The following is a 25,155-nucleotide window of genomic DNA, read 5'->3' on the forward strand; positions in this document are numbered from 1 at the left end:
CCAAAAGCGCGCAGGAATGACGTGGCCACCAGTCAGGGTAATGATACCGACTCACTACCCTTTTGCGACAGCCTCTTCAGAGCGGGGACGTCGATCAAGGGGACTTTTTTATGTGAAATGAAAACGTCCTTCTGCGCATGGAGTGGTCAATGAGCAGCACAGATTAAGTAAAATAGAAGAACACGATCTCTATTCCGGCCAGCGCACCACTGAAGTGCGCTGTCTTTTTTCGCTGGCAAATATTTGTGCACCGGTCGGAACTTAATTGACAACAATTGGTCCGAGTAAGCGAGCGCTGTTCGGCAAGCACCGCGATTGCGTTCGCCCATTCAATCAAACTCGAGGAGACAGCATGTCAGCAGCGTTCAAGATGAAGAAGTTGTTTGCGCAAAACAAGGGTTTTTTGGCTTTCGTGCTTGGCATGGTCTTGGTTCGCAGTGCCTTGGCCGATTTCTATGTGGTGCCTTCGAGTTCCATGTATCCGACCCTGCTGGAGGGGGATCGGGTGATTTGTGATCGCTTGGCTTATGATGTCAAATTGCCGCTCAGTGATATCGTCCTCACCCATCTGGCCGATCCGCAGCGCGGTGATGTCGTTACCTTTTCTTCGCCGGAAGATGGGACGCGGCTGGTCAAGCGGCTGGTGGCCTTGCCCGGCGATGTGGTGGAAATGCGCGAAGAAAAATTAAGCATCAACGGCGAGGTGGCGCACTACCAAAGCGTGGCGACACCGGCACGCGATCATTTGACGCCGCAGCACGAATACGCAGGAGAACAATTGGTCTGGCAAGAAAGTTTGGGCAGCATGCAGCACCGTATCATCGTCATGCCCGAACGCCCAGCGCTGCGCTCGTTCGGACCGCTCACGGTGCCGCCGGGGCAGTATCTGATGCTCGGTGATAATCGCGATAACAGCAAAGATTCGCGCTATATCGGCTTGGTCAAACGAGAATTGATCACCGGTCAGGTTAAGCGCTTGATGTTTTCACTCGATGGGCAGCGCTACTACCTGCCGCGGCTCGAGCGTTTTGGTGCGGCGATTTGATGGCCGTTCGCTTGAGCAGCATCACCCACCTCGACGCCGTGCCATGCCGGATCGAAGCGCTTGATGATGATGCCATTGCCCAGTGGTAGACCGCAGCGCTTCAATCGATCGCGCCTGGCGCACGATAGCCGAGCGCGCGCGAAATATGGATCGCGGTTTCCATCAAGTCGGCCAACCAATCTTCCTGTAAGCGGTCGGCTGGTGCCGAGATCGACAGGCCGGCGATCATTTTGCCGCTGTCATCGTGTATGCCGGCGGCCATGCAGCGCACGCCAAGTTCGAGTTCTTCATTGTCGCGTGCGTAGCCGTGGGCGCGTACTTCGGCCAGTTCTTGCTCTAATTTCGCCAATGCGGTAATCGAATTTTTATTATGGCCGGCCAAACCGGTGCGCGTGGCATAGGCGCGGATGGCCTTGGGTTCGTCGAGCGAGAGAAATAATTTGCCGGTCGAGGTCAGATGCAGCGGCGCGCGGCCACCGATGGCGCGCACCACTTGCATGCCCGAGCGTTCTGAATAGGCGCGGTCGATGTAGACAATTTCATCGCCCTGACGAACCGAGAGATTGATGGTTTGATTGGTTTGGCGATGTAAAGTGCGCATGAATTCCAGCGCCGCCTCGCGCACATTCAAGCGCCCCTTAACGATATTACCGAGCTCGAGCAAACGCATGCCGAGTTGGTAGTAGCCGGTTTCGGCACGGTCGACGAAGCGGGTGGTGACCAAGTCGTTCAAAATCCTGTGCGCCGTCGATGGATGTAAACCGGTTACGATGGCCAATTCCTTCAGGCTGACCGGGTCTGGATAGCGCGACAGTGCGTCGAGCAGAGAAACCAGGCGTTCTATTACCTGGATCGAGGTTTTTTCAGTGGCGGGAGCGGCGGTTTTCATAGGATCTTTGATGCATTGCAGTAGTTCGCTTATACCATAATGTGAAAAGTTCGTCATTGATTCAGATTCAAAATACCTGCTGTTGGCAACAGAGTGCGGCAAAATGATGTAATTTTGTTGAAATTTTGTGTCGTTATCATGGCTTTTAGTTGCGTCGCAACATTTTCTCGCGCCGGATAAGTATTCATGAAAAGTCTGATTTTCCTTGCAGATTGCCAGATGAAATCGCGACTTTGTCAGGTAAAATTCCGCGCGGGTACTTGGGAAGTGCGGAGTGACTCCATACTTCCCTGATATTTCCCCTGAAAAATTTTGACGTTTAAGGATAAACCATGCTCGATCAGGAACAAGCTGTCAGCGAATTCAAAAGCAAAAGCGGTTTCCGCCGGATTTTTTCGGCCTTTTTTTACTCGATCGATGGTTTTCGCGCAGCGTGGAAGAACGAGCACGCGTTTCGCCAAGAACTGGTGTTGGTGATCGTTGGTATCGTGACGGCCTTGTTTTTGCCGGTTTCGGGTTTTGAAAAATTGATGATGGTCGCGGTGTTGCTGCTGATCTTGATCATCGAATTACTCAATTCGGCCATCGAAGCGGTGGTTGACCGCGTCTCGCTCGAACGTCATTCGCTGTCCAAGAATGCCAAAGATTTCGGCAGCGCTGCGGTACTGCTGAGTCTCTTGATCGCCGTCGCTACCTGGTCGGTGGTGTTGGTTAACCGTTTTTATTATTGAAAGTCGCATGATGCCTTCGATTTCCCCGACCGCCAACGGCACGCTGGAAGCGGCGCTGGCCGCGGCCATCAACCAAAAAACCAAACCGCTGGGCAGCCTCGGTAGGCTCGAGCAATTGGCCGCGCAAATCGGCTTGATACAGCAAACCGTCACGCCGCGTTTGGAAGCGCCATCGATCATCGTGTTTGCCGGTGACCATGGCGTGGTGGCTGAAGGTGTCTCGGCCTATCCGCAGGATGTGACTTGGCAGATGGTGGAAAATTTTCTGGCAGGTGGTGCGGCGATCAATGTTTTCGCGCGTCAGAATGGTTTGGCTTTGCAGATTGTCGACGCCGGTGTGAATCATGATTTCGGATTGCGTGCTGATTTGCTCGACCGGAAGATTGCGCCCGGCACCAAAAATTTCGCCCAACAAGCGGCGATGACGATGGAACAATGTGCTGCTGCCTTAGCGAATGGGCGTGCGCTGGTTGCCGATTTGCCCGGCAATGTGCTCGGTTTCGGTGAAATGGGTATCGGTAACACCACGGCCGCGGCGGCGCTGATGCACCGTCTTACCGGCGTGCCGGTTGCCGAGTGCGTCGGTGCCGGCACCGGTTTGTCGGCCGATGGCATTGCGCACAAAGAGCGCGTCATCACGGCTGCCTGCGCCTTGCATGCCGAGCTCAGTGAACCGCTGGCGCTGTTGGCTTGTTTCGGCGGCTTTGAAATCGCCACCATGGTCGGGGCCATGTGTGCGGCCGCCGAGCGCCGCATGGTTTTGCTTATCGATGGTTTCATCGTCAGCAGCGCTTTGCTGGTGGCGGCGCGTTTGCATCCGGCGATTCTTGATTACTGCGTGTTTTCGCATCAATCTGATGAAAGCGGGCACGCGCGCATGTTGCTGGCCTTGGATGTCAAACCGGTATTGCAACTTGATTTGCGCTTAGGTGAGGGCACCGGTGCCGCCTTGGTGTATCCGATGCTGGCAGCGGCGGTGAATTTTCTTAATCAGATGGCGACCTTTGCTTCGGCCGATGTCAGCCAGCAAAGTCATAGCTGAGTGGCGCGCGCTTCCTTGGAATCGATGAAACGTCACAGCGTACATCAATTGCGCTTGTTTTTCGTGGCCTTGCAGTTTTTTACGCGGCTGCCGATTCCTGCATGGGTGGGCTTTGATGCGGCTTGGTTACAGCAAGCTTCACGCTACTTCCCGGCCGTCGGCTGGGTGGTCGGTGTGGTGACCGCCAGCGTCTACAGTGTGGCCTCGCTGGTGTGGCCGGCGGCGGTCGCGGTGCTGCTGTCGATGATCGCTGGAATTTTACTCACCGGTGCGTTTCACGAAGATGGCTTTGCCGATGTCTGCGATGGCTTCGGCGGCGGGCTCAATGCGCAACGGGTGCTCGACATCATGCGCGATTCGCGCGTCGGGGCGTATGGTGCCATGGGCGCGGCGTTGATGTTGCTGTGTAAATTCGTGCTGCTGGTGAGCTTGCCGACCGTATTGGTGGTGCCGGCCTTGCTGATTGCTCATCCCCTGTCGCGCCTGCTGTCGTGCAGCCTGATTTTCTGTCTGGAGTATGCGCGCCTGGAAGGAAAGGCCAAGCCATTGGCGCAGCACATGAGTTCCAATGAATTCGGCATTGCTTGCCTGAGCGTGCTGCTGCCGCTCAGTCTGATCTTGCTGTGGCAACCGTTATTGTTGACCCGTTTAGCGCCGGTCTTGTTATTGATGTTGCTGGCGACGGTATTGTTGGCGCGCTTGTTTGTCAAAAAAATCGGCGGTTACACGGGCGACTGCTTGGGCGCTGTTCAGCAATTGAGTGAAGTCGCCTGTTACCTGGGCTTGTTAGCGCACTGGGCGCACTGATATGCAATTACAACTGATTCGTCACACCGCGCCGTTGCTGCCGAGTGGAATTTGTTATGGTCGCAGTGAGGTGGCGGTAGCGCAGGCCGATTGCTTGGCCGTGGCGGCGCAGTGGCATCGCGCAAACCTTGAGAAGCGGCCGATTTTCAGTAGTCCGGCGCAACGCTGCCGGCAGTTGGCGCAATTGCTCAGTCCTATGCCCAGTTACGACGCACGCTTGCTCGAGCTCGATTTCGGCAGCTGGGAAATGCAGTCCTGGGATCAGATTGCGCGCGCGGAGATCGATGCGTGGGCGGCGGATACCGTTGCTTATGCCCCGGGCGGACGGGAAAATTTGTCTCAAATGGTGGCGCGGCTGCGCGCCTTCTTGAACGATTTGCATGCCTACGCAGTCGATAGTGCGGTATTAGTCACGCACGGCGGCGTGATCCGCATACTCGCCGCATGGCAGCCAGGCAAGTCGGATGTGCAATTGGCGCAACGGGTTTGCGACTTGCAAGAAACTTATCCATTTGCCTCATTTACGGAGCTGGAGATTTTCCTGTAGCATGGGGTTTTTTCTCACTCTGTCAGGCAGTATCGATCCATGCTGGAACTCCGAAAAACACCGCGTATCAATGTCAGTTGGCGATCCGGCATCAAATTGCCCGATGGTCGTTTGATACTGTGCCGTACGATGAATATTTCCAGCGGAGGGATTTTGCTGCAATCGCCGCAGAATCTGGTGAGCATGCGCAGCTATCCGATGATGCTGGATATTCCTGGTATCGACGAACCGGGAAAAATTTTTCATGTCGGCTGTATGGGGATGATCCGGCATGTCGTGTTAAGTAATGACCATTATCGCATCGGCGTGCAATTGAGTGAGATGTCGTCATTACATGAGGAATTGTTTCAGGCGTGGATTTCCAAAGCCCAAGTCTACAACCACGCGTGAGCGTGAAAATCTGCGCTTTTCTTGCTCATGAAGGCGCTAGCCTATAGAATGGCGGGGTTTTGGTGCTCGCAGATATGCTCATATCTGCAGTTAAACGGGAAACACGATGCCATGGCAACAGTGTGCTGCCCCCGCAACGGTGTACAAGTCGCAGTGTCGTTATGCTGCCAGCCATTTTGCTATAACCACTGTGCTTAAGTGCATGGGAAGGTCAGATGGTGATACTTGTCAGCCCGGATACCGGCCAGGATACGTGAAGTGATGCGAACGGGGAGTTTCGTTGGTAACGCACGCCATGACCGCACTGTCGGCATGGCCCTGGCCCACCCTTGATTCTCGTGATACATCGCTTTTTCTATGCTGCCTGCGGGGACGTTGGCGGCATTTTCTATCCATGAGCAATCAAATGAATCAAGTTTTTCACCCCCTCGCCCTGGTTGTGGCCTTGGCCGCTGCATTTCCTGCTGCGAACGCCTCAGCCGCTGCCGAAGCTTCTGCTTCTGCTTCCGACGTCATCGTCACCGCCAGCCGCCAGCCGCAAGCCGCCCAAGATGTGTTGGCCGATAATGTGGTGATCTCGGCTGAGCAGATTGCGCTCTCAGGCGCGGCCAGCGTCACCGATTTACTGCGTATGCAACGCGGAATAGAAATCGCCAGCAATGGTGGCTCTGGCGCGAATGCCAGCGTATTTATGCGCGGTGGCAGTAATCCGCAAAATCTGGTGTTGGTCGATGGCGTACGTATCGGCTCTACCACTGCCGGCGGTGCCACTTGGGCGACGCTGGCCTTGAGTGAGATCGATCACATTGAAATCATCTATGGCCCTTTGTCTAGCCTGTACGGTGCCGATGCCATGAGTGGCGTGATCCAGATTTTTACCAAAAAAGGCCGCGGCGCGGCCAGCACCAGCGTCGCCGTCGGTGCCGGCAGTTATGGTCTGCGTAAGTTTCAAGCTGGGATATCGGGGGCCGCGGACAGTCATTTCAGCTATGCCTTGAGTGCAGTACACGAAAACAATACCGGCTTTTCTGCCACCAAGCCCAGTGCAGGTAAGTATTCCTATAATGCCGATAAAGATGGCTACAAATTGGAAAGCGCTACCGGTAATGTGAATTGGGAACTCAGCCGCGGCTATGAGCTGGGCATGAATTTCATGCAAAGTCGCCTCAATACTCAGTTCGATTCCGGTCCTTCGTACGATGATCGCAATATCGAAAAACTGCAAACCGTGGCCGTCTATGGCAAGGCTAAATTCAGTGAGGACTGGAGCAGTATGCTGCAGTTTGCGCAATCGGGCGATTACAGTGTGACCGATGCCTCGTATGGCCAGAGCCAAATCGATAGCCATCAAAATCTGTTGAGTTTTCAAAATACGCTGCGCTTCGGTAAAAATTCGCTGCAAGTGATTGCGGAAACCCGCGAAGAAAAAGTCAACGGCAGTGACGACGCGCTGAATCGTAAACGTCGTACCAACTCGCTGGCGGCTGCGTATTTGATGAAGCAAGATGCCCATCTGCTCAGTGCCAGCCTGCGGCGTGATCAAAATTCTGATTATGGCAGTAACACCACCGGCAGTCTGGCTTACGGCTATCGCCTCAACGATGCTTGGCGCATCAATGCCAGTTACGGTACCAGCTTCCGTGCGCCGACCTTTAATGATTTGTTTTATCCCGGTTACGGCATTGCGACGCTCAAGCCTGAGCAAGCAAAAAACGCTGAAGTTGGTGCTTACTATGAGCTTGGCGATAGCCAGTTGAGCGTGGTGTATTTCCAGAATAAAGCCAAGGATTTACTGGTATTTACCAATAACTGCCCGGTGCAGCAACACCCATATGGCTGTTCGTATAACGTCGGCAGTGCCACTATGTCGGGTTTGAGCTTGGGAGGCAGCACGCGTTACGCCGATTGGCGCTTGCGCGGTTCTCTCGATGTGCAGAATCCGCGTGATGATGTCAGTGGTTTGCAATTGGCGCGTCGCTCCAAGCAGCATGCCAGTGTGGCGCTCGATTACGCTTTGCCGAAAGCGAAAATCGGTATGGAAACGGTATTTGCTTCCAAACGATTTGATGATACAGCCAATACCAAAGTGTTGGGCGGCTATAGTCTGCTGAATCTGTATGTCAGTTATGATTTGGCGAAGAATCTCTCGCTGCTCGGGCGCTGGAATAATGTGCTCAATAAAGAGTATGAGCTGGCTAAAAATTATGGCACTGCCGGCTCCAATGTGTATGTCGGTTTGAACTACGGTTTTAAATAAACCGACTCAGCTTGCACGAAGCCGCTTTCTTAGTGGTTTCGTGCCGTAACGATTGCTTACCACAGGCCTATCCATGTCTTATTTCTCTCTTCTGCGGCGCAGGCAGTGGATGTTGCCGGCACTGTTAGTCATCTCGGTGCTGGCTGTGTTGTTGGCCTGCCTGACCGGCTCAGTTACCCTGAGTGTGGCCGAGCTCTGGCATGCTTTGCTGGAATTATTGCAAGGGCCGCCGACTTCGCTGGCTGCCAGCTTGCTCGATTTACGCATGGGGCGCGCGCTGACCGCCTTCGTGGTCGGTGCCACGCTGGCCTTGTCCGGCGTGATGATGCAAGCCTTGTTGCGTAATCCTTTGGCCGATCCGTATGTGCTCGGTATTTCCGGTGGTGCTGCGGTGGCGGCACTGGCAATGATCTTATTTTATGGCAGTTTCTGGATGATTGATCTGGCTGCGTTCGGTGGTGCCCTGGGTGTTGCGGCCTTATTGTTTTTACTCGCGTATCGCGATTTTCGCGGCAGCGGCAGCAGCGATGGCAGTGCCCCGATTTTATTATTGACCGGGGTGATTGTCGCGGCCGGTTGTGGTGCCTTGATTACCCTGATGCTCTCGATCGCTCCCGACAGTCGCTTGCGCGGCATGGTGTTCTGGATGATAGGGGATTTGTCGAATACCCAAAGCCGCACGATGCCGTGGCTAGTCTTGGGCGGCGTGTTGCTGTTTTCGTTACGCAATGCGCGCGCGATGAATGTCGCCGCCCTGCATGCTGATAATGCCGCCACGCTCGGGGTAGATGTCGGCGCGCTGCGCCAGCGCTTGTTTTTTTGTTCGGCCTTGTTAACGGCCAGTGCCGTCAGTACCGCTGGTAGCATTGGCTTCGTTGGCCTCATTATGCCGCATGCCTGCCGCTTTTTACTCGGCCCGGATCATCGCCTGCTGATTCCGGCCGCCACTCTGGCCGGCGGCAGCTTTCTGGTGTTGGCCGATACCATTGCGCGTACCGCCTTGGCACCGCAACAATTACCGGTCGGAGTGATTACCGCGCTCATCGGTGTGCCCTTGTTTTTATTACAGTTACATCAGATGCGGAGGCATTGATGGAAGTTCGTGGACTCAGCCTGCAGATAGGCGCGCGCATTTTGGTGGAACAATTGAATTTGACTCTTGCTGCCGGCGAGTGCTGGTGCATTATCGGTCGCAATGGTGCCGGCAAAAGCAGCTTGCTGCGCACCCTGGCTGGATTGCGCCAGCCACAAGCTGGCAGTATCTTCTTGCAGCAAAAGAATGTGAAGGATTGGCCTTTGCTGGCGCTGGCACAGGCACGTGCATTTTTACCGCAAGCGCGCAGCGATGCCTTTGCCTACCGCGTGATCGACAGTGTGCTCACGGCGCGCCATCCGTATCAGGGCCAGCAGTACTGGGAATCGGAGCAAGATCTGCAATGTGCGCACGCGGCATTGGCGCAGCTCGATGTGGCCGAATTGGCCGAGCGCGATGTGCGTAGTCTTTCGGGCGGCGAGCGTCAACGGGTGGCGATTGCTGCCGTGCTGGCGCAGGATGCTCAATTAATGCTGCTCGACGAACCGGCCACTGCGCTCGATCTGGCGCATCAGGTCAGTGTCATGCAGCTGTTTTCAGATCAATGCAGACAACAAAATAAAACCGTCGTGATGGTCAGCCATGATCTCAATCTCGCTCATCGTATCGCCACCCATGCCTTGCTGTTGCATGGCGATGGCAGCTGGCAAGCCGGCTGCGCGGCTGAAGTGCTGCGCGCCGAGCCATTGAGCGCTTGCTTAGGCCACGAGATCGACAGCTTCAAGCATCAAGGGCAGACCATTTTTCTACCTAAACAAATTGCCAAGGAATCCACATGAGCACAACACTCCCAGTTACGGCAGAGGCCGATATCAATAGCCGCCATCAACGCCGTATGGAACGCAAGAAAGCCTTGATGGATGAAAAAATCGAGCAAGCCCAGCGTACTACCGGCGTGCTGATCATCCATACCGGCAATGGCAAGGGTAAAAGTTCGAGTGCCTTCGGCATGGTCATGCGTGCGCTTGGTCATGGCATGAAGGTTGGCGTGGTACAGTTCATCAAAGGGGCGCTGGCCACTGGAGAAGAGATTTTTTTGCGACGTTTTCCTGATGAAGTGTCCTTTCATGCGATGGGTGAAGGCTATACCTGGGTGACACAGAATCGTGAACGCGACATGGAAAAAGCGGCCTTGGCCTGGGAACAAGCGAAAAAATTTCTCAGTGATCCGGAAATCGGTTTGGTGGTACTCGATGAATTGAATATCGCCCTCAAATACCATTACTTAGATCTCGCGACCGTGATGGCCGACCTCGATGCGCGTCCGGAGATGCAGCATGTGGTGGTGACTGGGCGAGGTGCTTTGCCGGAATTGATCGCCATCGCCGATACGGTCAGCGAAATGCAGCCGCTCAAACATGCCTTCCAAGAGGGGATTGTCGCGCAGGCGGGGGTCGAATGGTAAGCCATATTGCCAAGGCGGTATTAATCAGCGCGATCGCTTCCGGACAGGGTAAAACCACCGTGACGGCGGCGCTGGCACGTAAGCTGGTGCAAGCTGGAAAGCGCGTACGCATTTTCAAGAGTGGCCCCGACTTCATCGACCCGATGTTGCTGGCGCGGGCCTGCGGGGGCGCGGTCGATAATCTCGATTTGTGGATGGTCGGTGCCGCCACTTGTCAGGCCAAGTTAGCGCAGGCGGCGGCACAGGCTGATGTGATTTTGATCGAAGGGGTGATGGGTCTGTATGACGGCGCGCCATCTTCGGCCGATTTGGCGCAAGCCTTTGGTGTGCCGGTACTGGCCGTTCTCGATGCGGCTGCCATGGCCCAAACAGTCGGTGCAGTGGCGCTGGGTTTGCGTGATTTCGGACCGGTCGTGCTGGCCGGAGTGATCGCCAATCGCATCGCTTCGCCCGGGCATGCCGCCATGGTCGCCAGCGCGATGCGCGATATTCCTTTATTGGGCAGCTTGCGCGGGCAAAGCGTCAGTTTGCCGGAGCGGCATCTCGGTTTGGTCTTGCCTGATGAAGTGGCGCAGCTCGATGCCTTGCTCGACAGTTTAGCCGCCGAACTCGATCTCGATCTGGCGGCGTGGGAAGCGCTGCCTTCGGTCAGTTTCACGGCCCCCGCGATGTCAGCCTTGCCGGCACTGCTGGCGGGACGACGCATCGCCATCGCACATGACGCCGCCTTTGCATTTCTGTATCCCGATAATCTCGCCTGTCTGCGCGAACTCGGTGCCGAGTTACTGTTTTTTTCGCCCTTGAACGATGCCGCGATTCCGGCTGCGGCCGATGCCCTTTATTTACCGGGCGGTTATCCTGAATTGCACGCGGCCGAGCTCAGTCGTGCACCGCGCTGGCAAGCATCCGTGCGCGCGGCCCACGCAGCCGGTCTGCCGATTTGGGCCGAATGCGGCGGTATGATGGCGCTGGCCGAGAGTTTGACCGATCTGCAGGGGCAGTGCTGGCCGATGGCCGGCTTGTTGCCTGGAAAAATACATATGCAAAGCCGCTTGGCCGGCCTCGGCGGGCAAGCATGGCAATTCGAGCAAGAGCAACTGCGCGGGCATACGTTTCATTACTCGCGTTGCGACACCGATTTGCTACCGTTGACCCATACACGTCGCCAGCGTAGTGACGATGCCGGCGAAGCAATCTATGCCGTCGGCACGCTGCGCGCTTCGTATTTTCATGCTTACTTTCGCTCGGCCCCGGCCGTCGCGGCACAGTTGTTCACGGTGGCCGCATGAGATGTCATTTGATCTTCGGTGGAGCGCGTTCCGGGAAGAGCGCCTATGCAGAAAAATTGGCTGCGAAATTGAGTGCGGATGGTGGCCGTCAAGTGATTTACATCGCCACCGCCGCCGCCGGCGACAGCGACAGCGAAATGCAAAGCCGCATCGCGCATCACCGGCAACGTCGGCCGGCAGGCTGGATCACGCTGGAGCAGCCGCTGGAATTGGGCACGGCGATTCGTCGCTACAGCTCGCCACGGCATATTTTGCTGATCGATTGTCTGACGCTGTGGTTGTCGAATTGCGTGCTCTCGAATGCCACTGAATTTCCTGATATCGGCAGCATCAATTCGCCGCCGCTATTCCTCGAACAACGCGCCGCCTTGCTCAGTGCCTTGTCGGCGGCGGCCGGCGAGGTGATTCTGGTGTCGAATGAAGTGGGGATGGGTATCGTGCCGATGGGGGCGTTGTCGCGCTGGTTCGTCGATGAAGCGGGGCGGCTCAATCAGGCGCTGGCGGCCGAATGCGAACAAGTGGTCTGGGTGGCGGCCGGCTTACCGCTGTTACTCAAAGGGCAGCAATGCTGATGCTCAGTGGAATGCTGGTGTTGGCCGCGCTGTTGCTCGGCCTGCTGCTTGATTCCTGCTTTGGAGAAGTCCGGCGTTGGCATCCCTTGGTTGGTTTCGGTAGCTTGGCGCAGCGCTTGGAACAGCGCTGGAATCGACCGGCTGCCGGACGCTGGCGCGGGGCCTGCGCCTGGGCGCTGTTGGTGCTGCCGCCGGTGCTGGCGCTGCAAGCCGCGCTCTGGGCCTTGGCGCGTTATAGTGTTTTCTTGGCCGTGCTTGCACATGCCTTGTTGCTGTATTTTTGTCTTGGCTTGCGCAGCTTGAAGGAACATAATTTACCGATCCAAGCCGCGCTCGAACAAGATGATTTAGCCACCGCACGGCGTCTGACTTCGTATATCGTCAGCCGCGATACCGGCCATGCCGATGCGGCCAGTTTGGCCAAGGCCAGTGTTGAATCGCTGTTGGAAAACGGTGCCGATGCCGTATTTGCCAGTGTATTTTGGTTTCTGTTACTCGGCGGTGCAGGCGCAGTGCTGCATCGTTTGACGAATACCCTCGATGCCATGTGGGGTTATCGGTCCGAGCGCTGGCTGCGCTTCGGTTGTGTGGCGGCGCGCAGTGACGATGTGCTCAATTGGGTACCGGCCCGGCTGACGGCACTGAGTTATGCTGTGCTCGGTGATACCAAGCTGGCCTTGCAGTGTTGGCGGCGTCAAGCCCCGGCTTGGGATAGCCCGAATGCCGGGCCGGTGATGGCCGCCGGTGCCGGCGCACTCGGTGTGCAACTCGGTGGTCGCGCGCGTTATGACGGTATCGATGAAATTCGGCCGCCGCTCGGTCAGGGCAGGGCAGCGCTGGCAGCGGACATCACGCGCGCCTGGCAGTTAGTGCGCGCAGTGCTGTATTTGTGGTGCGGCGCGCTCAGCTTGCTGGCCCTCGGCCGCGTGCTATTTACTGTAGGAATCAACTATGCGTGAAACTTTACTTGAACATGGCGGTAATTTGCACGATGCCGTAGGTAATTTCGGCCGCCCGCTGGAACAATGGCTTGATCTCTCTACCGGTATCAATCCGCATTATTATCCGGTGCCGCCACTGGCTGCCGATGTTTGGCACCGCTTGCCGGAAACCTCGAAGGCACTGCTCGATGCCGCCTGCGCCTGTTACCGTGCACCACGCATGTTGGCAGTGGCCGGTAGCCAAGCGGCGATTCAGGCCTTGCCCCGTTTGCGCGCGATCGCACGCGTGGTAGTGGCGGCACCATCATATGCCGAACACGCGCATCAATGGCGTTGCGCCGGTCATGCCGTGAGCGAAATTGCTTATTCTGAGTTGGAGGCGGCGATCGATCAGGCCGATGTCGTGGTGCTGTGCAATCCGAATAATCCTACCGGTGCCAGCGTGGCCCCGGCCCAGTTGCTGGCTTGGGCGGCCCGATTGGCGCAACGCGGTGGCTGGCTGGTGGTCGATGAAGCATTTGGCGATACCATGCCGGCCCTGAGTGTGTGCCCGCATAGCGGTGTAGCCGGCTTGATCGTGCTGCGCTCAGTCGGTAAGTTTTTTGGTCTGGCCGGCATTCGGGTCGGCTTCGTCGCCGCAGAAGCAAAGCTGCTGCATCGGCTCGCCGCTTGGTTGGGGCCTTGGACCCTCAACGGACCGGCCCAGCAGATCGCCTGTGCTGCCCTCAGTGACCGCGTCTGGCAGAGCGAGATGCGGCAAACCCTGGCGGATGCTGGCCAAGGCTTGCGCGCGCTGTTGCATGCCCATGGCTTTGCCAGCAGTGGAACCGACTTGTTTCAGTGGGTCAGCGACCGCGATCTCGCAGGCCGCACCGAACTGCTGTGGCGTTTCATGGCCGAGCGCGGAATTTGGTTGCGCTGGTTTGCCGCTGGCGCGCAGCGCCCACATGGTTTGCGCTTCGGCTTGCCGGGCACGGCCGCCGGTTGGGAACGCTTGAGTCTTGCTTTGAACGAATGGAGTCAGCATGCCCACTGAGTGGTTTTCCAAGTCGACGCTGCGCCTGTGCGGCACCCTGTGTTTGATGGCGTTCAGCGCCACTGCCGCCGCGCTCAGCGTTACCGATGATCTCGGCAATACTGTCAATTTGAAAGTGCCGGCGCGCCGCATCATCAGCTTGGCACCGCATGTTACCGAGCTTTTGTTCGCCGCCGGTGCCGGTTCGCAGATCGTGGCGACGGTTAAATACAGTGATTATCCGGAAGCGGCCAAAGCCATTCCGCGCATCGGTGATTTGCGGCAGATTGACATGGAACGTGTGCTGGCCTTGAAACCTGATCTGTTGGTGGTCTGGACCCATGGTGCCTTCGACCGGCAAATGCAGGCGCTGCGCGAAGCCGGGATTCCCTTGTTTTTCAGCGAACCGCAGCGACTTGAGCAGATTCCCGATACCCTCATCAAACTCGGGCGCTTGAGCGGTACCGAGACGACGGCGCAGGCTGCCGCGGCAGATTTTCGCAGTCAACTGCAAGCGCTCAAAGTAAAGTATGCGCAGACCAAGCCGCCGAGCGCGCCGCTGAAGATTTTCTACCAAGTCTGGGCGAAACCGCTCTACACCCTCAATGACAGTCATATCGCCAGCGATGCCATGCGTTTGTGCGGCGCTGAGAATGTGTTCGGACGTTTGCCGGCGATCGCGCCCTTGGTTGACGTCGAAGCCGTCTTGAAAAGTAATCCGGATCTGATCATCGATGCCGAAAGCACGAGTCAACATAATAATGGCTTGCAACAATGGAAAGCTTTCCCCAGTTTAGCCGCCAATAAAAATCAGCATCTGGTCACGCTCGATGGCGATCTCTTGAACCGTCCGGGGCCGCGGATACTGGCCGGCGCGCGCGCCATCTGCGAAGTCCTCGAACACATTCGCCACCCGCTGGCCGGAGTAAAATAAATGTCTCCCTATCAAAGAATCGCCTGTTTATCGACCGAAGCAGTGGAAGTGATGTATGCGCTCGGGCTCGAGGATTTAGTCGTCGGAATTTCCGGATATACCACGCGACCGGTGCGGGCACGCGCGGAAAAACCCAAGATCAGTGGTTTTTCTTCCGCAAAAATTGAGCGCATTTTGGCGGTACAACCGGATTTGGTCATCGCTTACTCGAATATGCAGGCGGCGGTGTGCGCCGAATTGGTCGCAGCCGGCGTCGAAGTGCATGCCTATAATCAGCGCGACGTCGCCGGAATTTTTCGTATGATCAGCAGCTTGGCATGCTTGCTGGATAAACGCATCGAAGGGCAGCAACTATGTGCTGCTTTACGTGCCAAAATTTCCATGGTCGAGCAACAAAGCAGCGCCTGGACGCGCCGCCCGAAAATCTATTTTGAAGAATGGAATGAGCCGCTCATGGCCGGCATCGGCTGGGTGTCTGACTTGATTGAGCTCGCCGGCGGCACCGATGTGTTTGCCGATCTCGCCGTCCACCACAGCGCCAAACAGCGCATCATCGCCGATCCGCTCGAAGTGGTGCGGCGCGCGCCTGACATCATTATCGGCTCTTGGTGTGGCAAAAAGTTTCAGCCCGCTGCGCTTGCCGCCCGTCCCGGTTGGTCAGCGATTCCGGCGCTCAGGAATGCTTGCGTATTCGAAATCAAATCGGCCGATATTCTCTCTCCCGGGCCGGCCGCTATCGAACATGGTTTGCTGGCGATACATGCGCTGATCGCCGATTGGCAAGCGCAGAACTGCTGACTTAGCGCGCTGTTGGCGGTGCTTCCTTAGGTAGTGATGTACACAACAGACCCTAAGAATTGGGATTTTCCGTTACAATCCGGGAGCGCTGATTTTTGATTGATGGCAATATTTTTGCCGGCTTTCGCAATCATGCCGACTGCGCTTGCTTGCCTCTGTCAAAGCTGCGGCAACGCTGCCGCTGTTTTTGTAGGCAGTGTTACTACTCCGTTTTCAGGTTGCCCCCATGTGGATAGTTCAGATTGCCCTTCGCCGCCCGTACACGTTCATCGTGATGGCGCTGCTTATCTTGTTGTCGACGCCGTTGGTGCTGACCAAGATGGCAACCGATATTTTCCCCGATATCAATATCCCAGTCATCAGCATTATTTGGAATTACGGCGGTTTGTCGGCGCAAGAAATGGGACAACGTGTTACCGCTACCTCCGAGCGCAGTTTGACCACTACGGTCAATGACATCGAACACATCGAATCGCAATCCTTGGCCGGGATTGCCATCATCAAGATATTTTTTCAACCGGAAGTGAATATCCAGACGGCGATTGCCCAAGTCGTGGCGATCGAACAAGCGCAATTGCGGCAATTACCGGCTGGGATGACGCCGCCCTTGATCATCAAATATTCCGCCTCCAGCATTCCGGTGGTGCAGCTCGGTTTGTCGAGTCCGACTATGACTGAACAGGCGCTTGGCGATACCGCTATCAATTTTCTGCGTCCGCAACTGATCACCGTGCCCGGTGCGGCGATTCCCTACCCCTACGGCGGTAAAATGCGCGTCGTCTCAGTCGATCTCGACAATCAGGCACTGCTGGCCAAAGGTCTGACGCCGACCGATGTGGTCAACGCGGTCAATGCACAGAATTTGGCACTGCCATCGGGCACGGCGAAAATCGGTGCCACTGAATTTAATGTCAGCATGAACGGTTCGCCCGACACCATTGCCGGCCTCAACCAAATTCCGGTGTCAGCTAAAAACGGCAGCACCACGTATTTATCCGAAGTCGCCCATGTGCGCGATGGCTTTTCGCCGCAAACCAATATCGTTCGTCAAGACGGCCAGCGCGGTGCGTTGCTGTCGGTACTGAAAAATGGGGCTTCGTCGACGCTGAAGATTGTCAGCAACATTAAATCGATCTTACCTGAGGTCGCGCTCGGCTTACCCAAGGATTTGAAAATCTCCACCCTGTTCGATCAATCGGTATTCGTCAAAGCGGCGATCAGTGGCGTGATTCATGAGGCGCTGATTGCGGCCTGTTTGACAGCGCTGATGATCTTACTGTTTCTCGGTAACTGGCGCAGCACCCTGATCATCGCTATCTCGATACCGCTGTCGATTTTATCCTCGATTTTGGCTTTGTATGCGCTGGGCGAAACCATCAACATCATGACCTTAGGCGGTTTGGCACTGGCAGTCGGCATCTTGGTCGACGATGCCACTGTGACGATAGAAAACATCGAGCGCCATTTACATCTGGGCGTGCCACTGGAAACTGCGATACTCGACGGTGCCGGTGAAATCGCGGTACCGGCGCTGGTTTCCACTTTGTGTATCTGTATCGTCTTCGTGCCGATGTTTTTCCTCACCGGGGTGGCGCGCTTTCTGTTCGTACCCTTGGCCGAGGCGGTAGTGTTCGCCATGCTGGCTTCGTATATCCTCTCGCGCACCTTGGTGCCGACCTTGGTGTTGATGATGATGGGGCAGGCTCACAGCGACGCTGCTGCTGCACCGAGTCTGTTACAGCGCGTGTATCGTCGCTTCGATGCCGGTTTTGAACAATTCCGTGGTGGCTACATCATCATTCTCGCCAGCTTGCTGACACATCGCAAAGTTTTCGCTGGGGTCTTTCTGGCCTTTTGCATTGCCTCTTGCGCACTCGTCGCCACACTTGGGCGCGATTTCTTCCCTAGCGTCGATTCCGGCCAAATCCGTTTACATATGCGGGCGCCCACCGGCACCCGTATCGAAGAAACTGCGCGCATTGCCGATGAAGTGGAAAAAGTCATCCGCAGTATTATTCCGGCTGCTGAGCTCGACACCATACTCGATAACCTCGGCTTACCCTACAGCGGTATTAATTTATCGTATGGCACCGGCGGTACGATAGGCGCGATGGATGGCGAAATTCTGATGTCGCTCAAGCCTGAGCATGGCCCGGCGTCACAGTATGTGCAACGGTTGCGACAAGAATTGCCGCGTCGTTTCCCTGGCGTGGAATTTTATTTTCAGCCGGCCGATATCGTCACTCAGATTCTGAATTTCGGTTTGCCAGCGGCCATCGACATTCAAATCGCCGGTGCCGATGTCAAAGGCAACTATCAAATCGCCAGCCGCCTGATGAAGCAAGTCAGCCGTATTCCCGGCACCGTCGATGTACATATTCATCAAAAAAACGATTTGCCGACCTTGGCACTGGAAACCGATCGCATTCAGATCAAACAGTTGGGCCTCAATCCGGTCGATATCGCGCAAAATCTGTTGGTATCCTTGTCCGGCAGTTTTCAAACTGCGCCGGCATTTTGGTTTAATCCAGTCAACGGTGTGGTCTACAGCGTGGCGATTCAAACGCCACAATACCGTAACGGCGACCTTGATAGTTTGTTACGCACGCCGATCAAATCTGCTGCTCAAGTCGCCGGCCAAGCCGCCGCAAGCGACGGCAGCATGTCCACCCAATTGCTCGGCAATTTGGTGCAAGTGCGTCCGGCTTCGCAATTGGCGGTAGTTTCGCGCTACAACATCAAGCCGGTGATCGACTTATATGTCAGCGTCGAAGGACGCGATTTGGCCGGCGTGGCTGGCGAGCTTGAGCAATTGGTCGAGGCGGCACGCAAGGAGCTGCCACGTGGTGCCAGCATTACCGTGCGCGGCCAAGTCGAAACCATGAGAAGTTCATTCTTGGGTCTGGGTCTTGGCTTGGTGATGGCAATTATCTTGGTGTATCTGCTCATTGTCGTCAATTTCCAGTCTTGGATCGATCCTTTGATCATCATCAGCGCCTTACCGGCAGCCTTAGCCGGTATCGTCTGGATGCTCTTCCTCAGTCATACCCCCTTGAGTGTACCGGCCTTGACCGGTGCCATCATGACCATGGGGGTAGCGACGGCCAACAGTATTTTGATGGTCTCATTCGCGCGCCAATGTATGGACCAAGGGGCGCCGCCGCTGTCGGCTGCGCTCGAAGCCGGTGCCACCCGCATCCGGCCGGTGCTGATGACGGCGCTGGCGATGATCATCGGCATGGTGCCGATGGCGATTGGTTTCGGCGAAGGCGCGGAACAAAATGCGCCGCTCGGTCGGGCCGTCATCGGTGGTTTGCTGTTTGCCACGATCTCAACCCTGTTTTTCGTACCGGTGGTATTCGCCGGTATCCATAAGTATCTCGCTGGGCGGCGATCACGGTCTGCGCCGGCATCATCATTGCCAGCTGTTCAGTAAGGGAAGTCTTGATATGTCTGAAAAATCTCACCTCGCACTCGGCATGCATGCCGCCCCGGATCACGCGACCCACCCGCAGCGCACACAAATATTACGGCGCGCCCGTTTGATTGCGGCTTTGGTTTTGTTGGCAATGCTGTTGGGTGCGCTTGCCACCTTGGGTTTGCGCGTCGTGCGGGCACGCGACCTGGCCAGCAGCAATGCCGCGCAGGGCAAACTGTATGTGCAAACGGTGCATGCCAAAGCGGCCGGCGGCAAAGTCGTGCTGACTTTACCCGGCACCTTGCTCGGTCAAACCGAAGCGCCGATTTACGCGCGCAGCAGTGGTTATGTACTGCATCGCTATAAAGATATCGGCAGTCAAGTGGCGGCAGGTGAGTTATTGGCCGACTTGGATACGCCGGAAATCGATCTGCAACTGGCGCAAGCCGTGGCTGCACGCGCACAAGCCAGCGCCAGTTTTGATCTGGCCGCCAGTTCGCTGGCGCGTTGGGAAGCTTTACGCCAAAAAGACGCCGTGACCGCGCAAGAACTCAATGAACGCAACAGCGCCTCTGCCCAAGCCAAAGCCAACCTCGCTGCGGCCCAAGCCAATGTCGAGCGTTTGCAAAAGCAGCAGGCCTTCAAACGCATCGTCGCACCGTTTGCCGGTGTGATTACCCATCGCAATATTGAAGTCGGCGATTTGGTCGATGCCGGTAATACCGGTGCCGCGCGCGCCTTGTTCACGCTGGCCCAGACCAGCCAATTACGCGTCTACGTCTATCTGCCGCAAGCCTATGCCCAGCGTGTCAAAACCGGCGACCATGTCAGCATCAGCCAGAAAGAATTACCCGAGCAAGTGTTTGATGGCACGGTGGTGCGCACCGCCGGTGCCATCGATGTCGCCAGCCGCAGCATGCAAATTGAAATTGCCTTGGCGAATACCGATCACGCACTGCTGGCCGGCGCCTATGTGGAGGTGGCGCTGACTCCCGCGGCCGGCGGCGTAAGCTTAACCGTGCCATCGAATGTGCTGCTGTTTCGTCCGGAAGGGACACGCGTGGCCATCGTCGATGCCAAAGGACAGATCCGTTTGCAAACCGTCAGCATCGGCCGCGACCTCGGAAACGCGTTGGAAATTATTCGTGGCATCGATGTCACTGATCAGTTGCTCATGAATCCACCCGATTCCTTGGCCGAACAGGATGTGGTGGTGGCCACCCCGTTCATCGATCAAGCCGCGCGCAGCGACAAGGGCAGCAAGCCTCACAAGGAAGCGCCGGCTGAAAAAGCGGCGCGCACAGCGAAGGCGGCTTCATGAAGCGCGCCGCCAGTACGCTGCTCGCTGCCATGCTGTTGGCTGCCTGTAGCAATGTGCCACGCGCAGCGAGCACACCAAGTGTGGCTAGTGCAGCGACTGCGGCGAGCGAGAGTAGTCCTATGCAGAGTTTGTTTCAGTCGGCGCAAGCGCTTGACGCCACCGATAAAGGCAATTGGTGGCGCATGTTCGGCGACCCGCAGCTCGATGCCTTAGCGCAGTCACTGATTGCGAATAACCCTGGCCTGCAAGTCGCCGTGGCACGTTTGCAGCAAGCACGCGCGCAGGCCCAAGTGGTGAGTGCCGGCCTGTTTCCGCAAATAGCGCTGCAAGCCGGCAGTGCGCGGCAAAAAAGCTCGGCCGACCGGCCCGTGGCCAGTTATACCGCGAGCAACCAGTCGACCGTACAAAACAATCAGCAGCTCGGTTTTGCCGTCAGTTATGAAGCCGATTTGTTTGGTCGGGTCGAGAGCAATATCGCTGGTGCCGATGCCTTGGCAGAACAAGCGCGCAGCGAGCTGGAAAACACCCGCCTGATTTTGCTGGCCGAATTAGCCGGTGATTACTTCAGTTTGCGTGCGCTCGAAGCGGAAATGCAGGTGCTCAGCGAGGCCATCAACTTACAGCAGCGCGCGGTGCGCTTCATGCATGACCGTCATGCCCTGGGATTGGTTTCCGGTCTCGACTTGGCACAGCAAGAAACGGTACTCGCTGCCAATCGCAGTCAATTCGAATTAGTGCAAAAGCAAAGCCAACAATTTCTTCATGCTATCGCCAGTCTCAGTGGCCAAGCCGCCGCTGAGTTCCGTTTGGCACCGGCTGGCAGCGCCATGCTGCCGCCAGCCCTGCCGCAGGCATTGGCGGCTGAAATTTTGCAGCGCCGTCCCGATATCGCCTCGGCTCAGCGTGGCGTCGCCTATGCCAATGCCAACATCGGTGTGGCGCGTGCCGCCGCGTTCCCGACCTTGATGTTGCAGGCCAATGCAGGCTGGAACAGCAATCAATGGGCGAATTTGTTGAGCGCGCCGAGTCTGTTATGGTCGCTCGGTGCGGCACTCACGCAAACCGTGTTTGACGGCGGTAAAACGCAAGCCGGTATCGCCGCCGCGCGGGCCGCCCATGCCGCTGCAGTAGCCACCTACCGGCGCAGTGTTTTGAGTGCATTGCAAGAACTGGCCGATGCCGCCGCCGGCGGTGTCGCCCTGGCGCGCGCGGCCGAGTATACGCAAAGCAGCGTGAGCAGCGCTGCGCGCGTATTGGCACTGACCGATGCGCGCTATACCGGTGGCATTGCCAGCTACCTCGATGTCATCACGGCGCAGCAAAGCTTATTAGCGAATCAGCGACAATTGGTGCAAATCCGCGGCCAACAAATGCTCTCAGCCGTATTACTGGTCAAAGCCAGCGGCGGCGCTTGGCAAGTCGCCGCTCCATAAATTTTACCTACAGGCAGTTCCATGCATATCTCTACATTGATGGTCCAAGGGACTACCTCGGATGCCGGTAAAACCACCGTCGTCGCCGCGCTGTGCCGACTGTTACAGCGCCAAGGCGTGGCGGTGGTACCGCTCAAGCCGCAAAATATGGCGCTCAACAGCGCCGTCACGGTTGATGGCGGTGAAATCGGTCGGGCGCAAGCCTTACAAGCGCAAGCCGCCGGTCTGCTCGCTCACACCGATATGAACCCGGTATTGCTCAAACCGAGTTCCGACACCGGTGCCCAAATTATCATCCATGGTCAGGTACGTGCCGACATGGATGCGCGCGATTATCATCAATACAAAAGCATTGCCATGGGCGCGGTATTGGAATCGTATCAGCGCCTGCAGCAACAATACCAAGCCATCATCGTCGAAGGGGCCGGCAGCCCGGCGGAAGTCAATCTGCGTGAGCGCGACATTGCTAACATGGGTTTTGCCGAAGCGGTCGATTGTCCGGTGATTCTGGTGGCCGACATCGATCGCGGCGGCGTGTTCGCCCACTTCATCGGCACCTTGGCCTGTCTGTCCGCCTCCGAACAAAAACGCATCGTCGGCTTCGTCATCAACCGCTTTCGTGGTGACATCAGCTTACTCACGCCAGGCTTAAGCTGGCTCGAAGCACAAACCGGCAAGCCGGTGTTAGCGGTGCTGCCGTATCTGCACGGCTTACAACTCGATGCCGAAGATGCGATCATCACCGGGCAAAGCAGCAATGGACGCTTTCGCGTCATCGTGCCGGTACTGCCGCGTATCGCCAATCACACTGATTTTGATGCCTTGCGCGCCCATCCCGATGTCGATCTGCAATTCATCGCACCCGGTGCCGCGGTACCCGCGGCCGATCTGATCATCTTACCGGGCAGTAAAAATACCCGCGCCGACTTGGACTTTTTGCGACAGCATGGCTGGCAACATATTCTGGCCAAGCATCTGCGTTACGGCGGTAAAGTCATCGGCATTTGTGGCGGTTACCAAATGCTCGGGCTGACAGTCGCCGATCCACATGGAGTGGAAGGGGAGGCTGGTGTCACGCCCGGTTTCGGTCTGCTTGATGTGCATACCGAACTGACGCGCGAAAAGCGCCTGCAGCAAGTCAGCGGCTACTGCGCATTCGGAGCGGCCGGTGCGCGCGTCGAGGCGTATGAAATTCATATGGGACGTAGTACTGGCACGCCAGGCAGCTTACCCGCGTTTCATATCGACGCGCAAGCCGAGGGCGTGCGCTCGGCCGACGATTTACTGCTTGGTACCTACCTGCATGGCTTGTTCGATCACCCCGAGGCCTGCGCTGCACTCCTGGCTTGGGCCGGTTTGCAATCGGAAGTCACGCCAGACCTGGCTGCCTTGCGCGAGCACAGTATCAATCGTGTGGCCGATGCTTGCGCACCCTTGTTGGCGGCCATCTTGGCGCTATAAGAATCTGAGCTTGCCAAATATTGGCATGAACAACATAATGTGAAAAAATTAATCACATTGTTGTTAACTCATCTTTTTTTAATCGGACCACTGCATGAAATTTTTATCTTCCACCGCTGCCGCAATGACACTCGCTTTGCTTCATGCGCTTACCCCTGCATGCGCCGCCGAGGCACGCCTGTTTCAATACTCGACCATCGATGCGCTGCTGGCCGGTGCCTACGACGGTGACATGAGTGTGGCAGAGCTTAGCCGTCACGGCAATTTCGGGCTCGGTACGTATAACCGTGTGGATGGTGAAATGATCGTCAGTGAAGGGGTGTTTTATCAAGTCCGCGGTGATGGTAAAGTCAACATCGCCGGTCCGCAGGAACGCTCGCCGCTGGCCATCATGACTGATTTTAATCCGGGTCCGGCAGTCACACTGGCAGCGGCGCATAGCTTGGCCGAACTGGAAGCCGCCATCGATGCTGGCTTACCCAACAAAAATGCCTTCTATGCCATTCGCATCGACGGCGATTTTGCTGCGCTCAGCACCCGTGCCATTTATCCGCAAAGTCAACCATACCGTCCCTTGGCCGAAGTTGTCAAAACCCAGTCTGTGTTTCAACTTGGGGCCACCCGTGGCCAGTTGATCGGCTTTCGTAGCCCAGCCTTTTCCAAAGGTTTCAATATTCCCGGATACCATTGGCATTATCTGGCGACCGACCATGCCAGCGGCGGTCATGTGTTGTCACTGCAGATGAACACCGGCAGCGCGCGCATCGCCACGCTCTCTACGGTCGAATTGCAAGTGCCAACCACTAATGGCTTCGTCCAGGCAGATCAAAGCAAAGATCGCTCGCAAGAATTGCATGCAGTAGAAAAAATTCGCCAATAAAGAAAAAAGCCGCTGTGCCAACCCTCAGGCGGCAGCGGCTTCGTGTGGCTGTGCGCGTCTGCTCAGCCGTTCAGGTTTTTGCCTCAACTTGCCACTGATCGGCCTGTTCCTCGGCTTCGGCGATTTGTGCTTCGCTCATGCGCTGCGCTACATAACTGCGATACAGTGCGGCATCATCATAATCTTTTGCCAGCGTCAGCCACTTGTAGGCTTCCACTAAGTTAACCGGCACGCCTTTACCATGCCAATACATCAGACCGAGCTGATACTGAGCGCTGGTGTCATCCTGTTCGGCCGCATGTTCGAACAAGCTCTGTGCCTTGGCATAATTGAGTGGCACGCCGTTACCGGTAACATACAACACGCCCAAACTGTACTGCGCATCGGCATAACCCTGATCGGCCGCGCGTTGAAACCATTTCACTGCCGTTTTGTAATCTGACACCACGCCTTTGCCTTTGGCATACATACGTGCCAAATTTACTTCGCCGCGCACATTATCCTGTGCCGCCGCCTGCTCGAACAGCGCCAGCGCCTTGGTCTCGTCGCTCGCCAAGCCTTCACCCTTGAGATACATCAAGCCCAAACTGACTTGGGCTTCCGCGTCGCCATCCTTGGCGGCTACCGCAAAACTCTCCGCTGCCGCAGGAAAATCTGCTTGATCATATAACGCCGTGCCCTCGTCAACATCATCGGCATGGGCGAAATGGAAACTAGTGGCACCGACAGCAAGCAATGAAAGCAATAGCAAGGGTGCAGCAGTACGAGATAGCATGATATTGCCCCAAGGTAATGTCGTTAATAATTGGCATTGTAGTGCTTTGTTTTTACGCTTCCAAGTAAATTTAAAATTTGTTTGCAATTATTTGCGGGTGGACTCGGCGTTT

23 protein-coding genes and 1 riboswitch are annotated in these 25,155 nt (G+C 56.4%); of the genes, 21 read left to right on the forward strand and 2 right to left on the reverse strand.

Annotated features, from left to right (window positions below):
- The first annotated feature begins 352 nt into the window (after positions 1-352).
- Positions 353-1,045 (forward strand): signal peptidase I, encoded by a 693-nt coding sequence (gene lepB / locus QN359_RS11570; RefSeq protein ID WP_322247490.1) that lies wholly within the window; start codon positions 353-355, stop codon positions 1,043-1,045.
- A 100-nt stretch (positions 1,046-1,145) separates the two neighbouring features.
- On the opposite strand, the gene QN359_RS11575 is transcribed toward lepB, so the two are convergent.
- Positions 1,146-1,934 (reverse strand): IclR family transcriptional regulator, encoded by a 789-nt coding sequence (locus QN359_RS11575; RefSeq protein ID WP_322247491.1) that lies wholly within the window; start codon positions 1,932-1,934, stop codon positions 1,146-1,148.
- Between the two features lie 332 nt (positions 1,935-2,266).
- On the opposite strand from QN359_RS11575, the gene QN359_RS11580 reads away from it, so the two are divergent.
- The 20 genes from QN359_RS11580 to budA all read left to right on the forward strand — a co-directional run bounded on the left by QN359_RS11580 (position 2,267) and on the right by budA (position 24,268).
- Positions 2,267-2,665 carry a diacylglycerol kinase gene (locus QN359_RS11580; protein WP_322247492.1) on the forward strand — a complete coding sequence of 133 codons (399 nt, stop codon included), beginning with the start codon at positions 2,267-2,269 and terminating at the stop codon, positions 2,663-2,665.
- A 7-nt stretch (positions 2,666-2,672) separates the two neighbouring features.
- Positions 2,673-3,707 carry a nicotinate-nucleotide--dimethylbenzimidazole phosphoribosyltransferase gene (gene cobT, locus QN359_RS11585; RefSeq protein WP_322247493.1) on the forward strand — a complete coding sequence of 345 codons (1,035 nt, stop codon included), beginning with the start codon at positions 2,673-2,675 and terminating at the stop codon, positions 3,705-3,707.
- A gap of 24 nt (positions 3,708-3,731) precedes the next feature.
- Complete coding sequence (locus QN359_RS11590; protein WP_322247494.1) at positions 3,732-4,514, forward strand: adenosylcobinamide-GDP ribazoletransferase; 783 nt, start codon at positions 3,732-3,734, stop codon at positions 4,512-4,514.
- Between the two features lies 1 nt (position 4,515).
- A complete protein-coding gene (locus QN359_RS11595; protein WP_322247495.1) occupies positions 4,516-5,061 on the forward strand; it encodes a histidine phosphatase family protein in 546 nt (181 codons plus the stop codon).
- A gap of 39 nt (positions 5,062-5,100) precedes the next feature.
- Positions 5,101-5,451 carry a PilZ domain-containing protein gene (locus tag QN359_RS11600; RefSeq protein ID WP_322247496.1) on the forward strand — a complete coding sequence of 117 codons (351 nt, stop codon included), beginning with the start codon at positions 5,101-5,103 and terminating at the stop codon, positions 5,449-5,451.
- A 43-nt stretch (positions 5,452-5,494) separates the two neighbouring features.
- A riboswitch (cobalamin riboswitch) is annotated at positions 5,495-5,715 on the forward strand.
- Positions 5,716-5,857: 142 nt separating this feature from the next.
- The gene (locus QN359_RS11605; RefSeq protein WP_322247497.1) at positions 5,858-7,708 is read left to right on the forward strand and encodes a TonB-dependent receptor plug domain-containing protein; all 1,851 of its coding nucleotides are present in this window, start codon (positions 5,858-5,860) and stop codon (positions 7,706-7,708) included.
- A 73-nt stretch (positions 7,709-7,781) separates the two neighbouring features.
- Positions 7,782-8,801, forward strand: coding sequence for an iron ABC transporter permease (locus QN359_RS11610; RefSeq protein ID WP_322247498.1), 1,020 nt, complete (start codon positions 7,782-7,784; stop codon positions 8,799-8,801).
- The gene (locus tag QN359_RS11615; protein ID WP_322247499.1) at positions 8,801-9,580 is read left to right on the forward strand and encodes an ABC transporter ATP-binding protein; all 780 of its coding nucleotides are present in this window, start codon (positions 8,801-8,803) and stop codon (positions 9,578-9,580) included. The genes QN359_RS11610 and QN359_RS11615 overlap by 1 nt, the downstream gene beginning before the upstream one ends.
- A complete protein-coding gene (gene cobO, locus QN359_RS11620) occupies positions 9,577-10,206 on the forward strand; it encodes a cob(I)yrinic acid a,c-diamide adenosyltransferase (RefSeq protein WP_322247500.1) in 630 nt (209 codons plus the stop codon). Before QN359_RS11615 ends, cobO begins: the two co-directional genes overlap by 4 nt.
- Positions 10,200-11,495, forward strand: a complete 1,296-nt coding sequence (locus QN359_RS11625; protein WP_322247501.1) for a cobyrinate a,c-diamide synthase — start codon at positions 10,200-10,202, stop codon at positions 11,493-11,495. Before cobO ends, QN359_RS11625 begins: the two co-directional genes overlap by 7 nt.
- Positions 11,492-12,067 (forward strand): bifunctional adenosylcobinamide kinase/adenosylcobinamide-phosphate guanylyltransferase, encoded by a 576-nt coding sequence (cobU, locus tag QN359_RS11630; RefSeq protein WP_322247502.1) that lies wholly within the window; start codon positions 11,492-11,494, stop codon positions 12,065-12,067. Before QN359_RS11625 ends, cobU begins: the two co-directional genes overlap by 4 nt.
- Positions 12,067-13,026, forward strand: coding sequence for an adenosylcobinamide-phosphate synthase CbiB (gene cbiB, locus QN359_RS11635; protein WP_322251097.1), 960 nt, complete (start codon positions 12,067-12,069; stop codon positions 13,024-13,026). Before cobU ends, cbiB begins: the two co-directional genes overlap by 1 nt.
- A complete protein-coding gene (gene cobD / locus QN359_RS11640) occupies positions 13,019-14,044 on the forward strand; it encodes a threonine-phosphate decarboxylase CobD (protein WP_322247503.1) in 1,026 nt (341 codons plus the stop codon). The genes cbiB and cobD overlap by 8 nt, the downstream gene beginning before the upstream one ends.
- On the forward strand, positions 14,034-14,957 hold the full coding sequence (locus QN359_RS11645) for a cobalamin-binding protein (protein WP_322247504.1): 924 nt from the start codon (positions 14,034-14,036) through the stop codon (positions 14,955-14,957). Before cobD ends, QN359_RS11645 begins: the two co-directional genes overlap by 11 nt.
- A complete protein-coding gene (locus QN359_RS11650) occupies positions 14,958-15,755 on the forward strand; it encodes an ABC transporter substrate-binding protein (RefSeq protein WP_322247505.1) in 798 nt (265 codons plus the stop codon). It abuts the gene before it with no gap.
- A gap of 226 nt (positions 15,756-15,981) precedes the next feature.
- Positions 15,982-19,191: an efflux RND transporter permease subunit gene (locus tag QN359_RS11655; RefSeq protein ID WP_322247506.1), complete on the forward strand. Its 3,210-nt coding sequence runs from the start codon at positions 15,982-15,984 to the stop codon at positions 19,189-19,191.
- A 13-nt stretch (positions 19,192-19,204) separates the two neighbouring features.
- Complete coding sequence (locus QN359_RS11660; RefSeq protein ID WP_322247507.1) at positions 19,205-20,494, forward strand: efflux RND transporter periplasmic adaptor subunit; 1,290 nt, start codon at positions 19,205-19,207, stop codon at positions 20,492-20,494.
- Positions 20,491-21,927, forward strand: a complete 1,437-nt coding sequence (locus tag QN359_RS11665) for an efflux transporter outer membrane subunit (RefSeq protein ID WP_322247508.1) — start codon at positions 20,491-20,493, stop codon at positions 21,925-21,927. Before QN359_RS11660 ends, QN359_RS11665 begins: the two co-directional genes overlap by 4 nt.
- Positions 21,928-21,966: 39 nt before the next feature.
- A complete protein-coding gene (locus tag QN359_RS11670; protein ID WP_322251098.1) occupies positions 21,967-23,388 on the forward strand; it encodes a cobyric acid synthase in 1,422 nt (473 codons plus the stop codon).
- A 94-nt stretch (positions 23,389-23,482) separates the two neighbouring features.
- Positions 23,483-24,268, forward strand: coding sequence for an acetolactate decarboxylase (gene budA, locus QN359_RS11675; protein ID WP_322247509.1), 786 nt, complete (start codon positions 23,483-23,485; stop codon positions 24,266-24,268).
- A gap of 70 nt (positions 24,269-24,338) precedes the next feature.
- Here budA and QN359_RS11680 read toward each other — a convergent pair whose 3' ends face one another.
- Entirely contained in the window at positions 24,339-25,043 is a 705-nt protein-coding gene (locus tag QN359_RS11680) for a tetratricopeptide repeat protein (protein ID WP_322247510.1), read from the reverse strand.
- Positions 25,044-25,155 lie beyond the last annotated feature (112 nt).

Origin of the sequence: Undibacterium sp. 5I2 (assembly GCF_035019605.1) — a bacterium.
Lineage (GTDB): Bacteria > Pseudomonadota > Gammaproteobacteria > Burkholderiales > Burkholderiaceae_D > Undibacterium.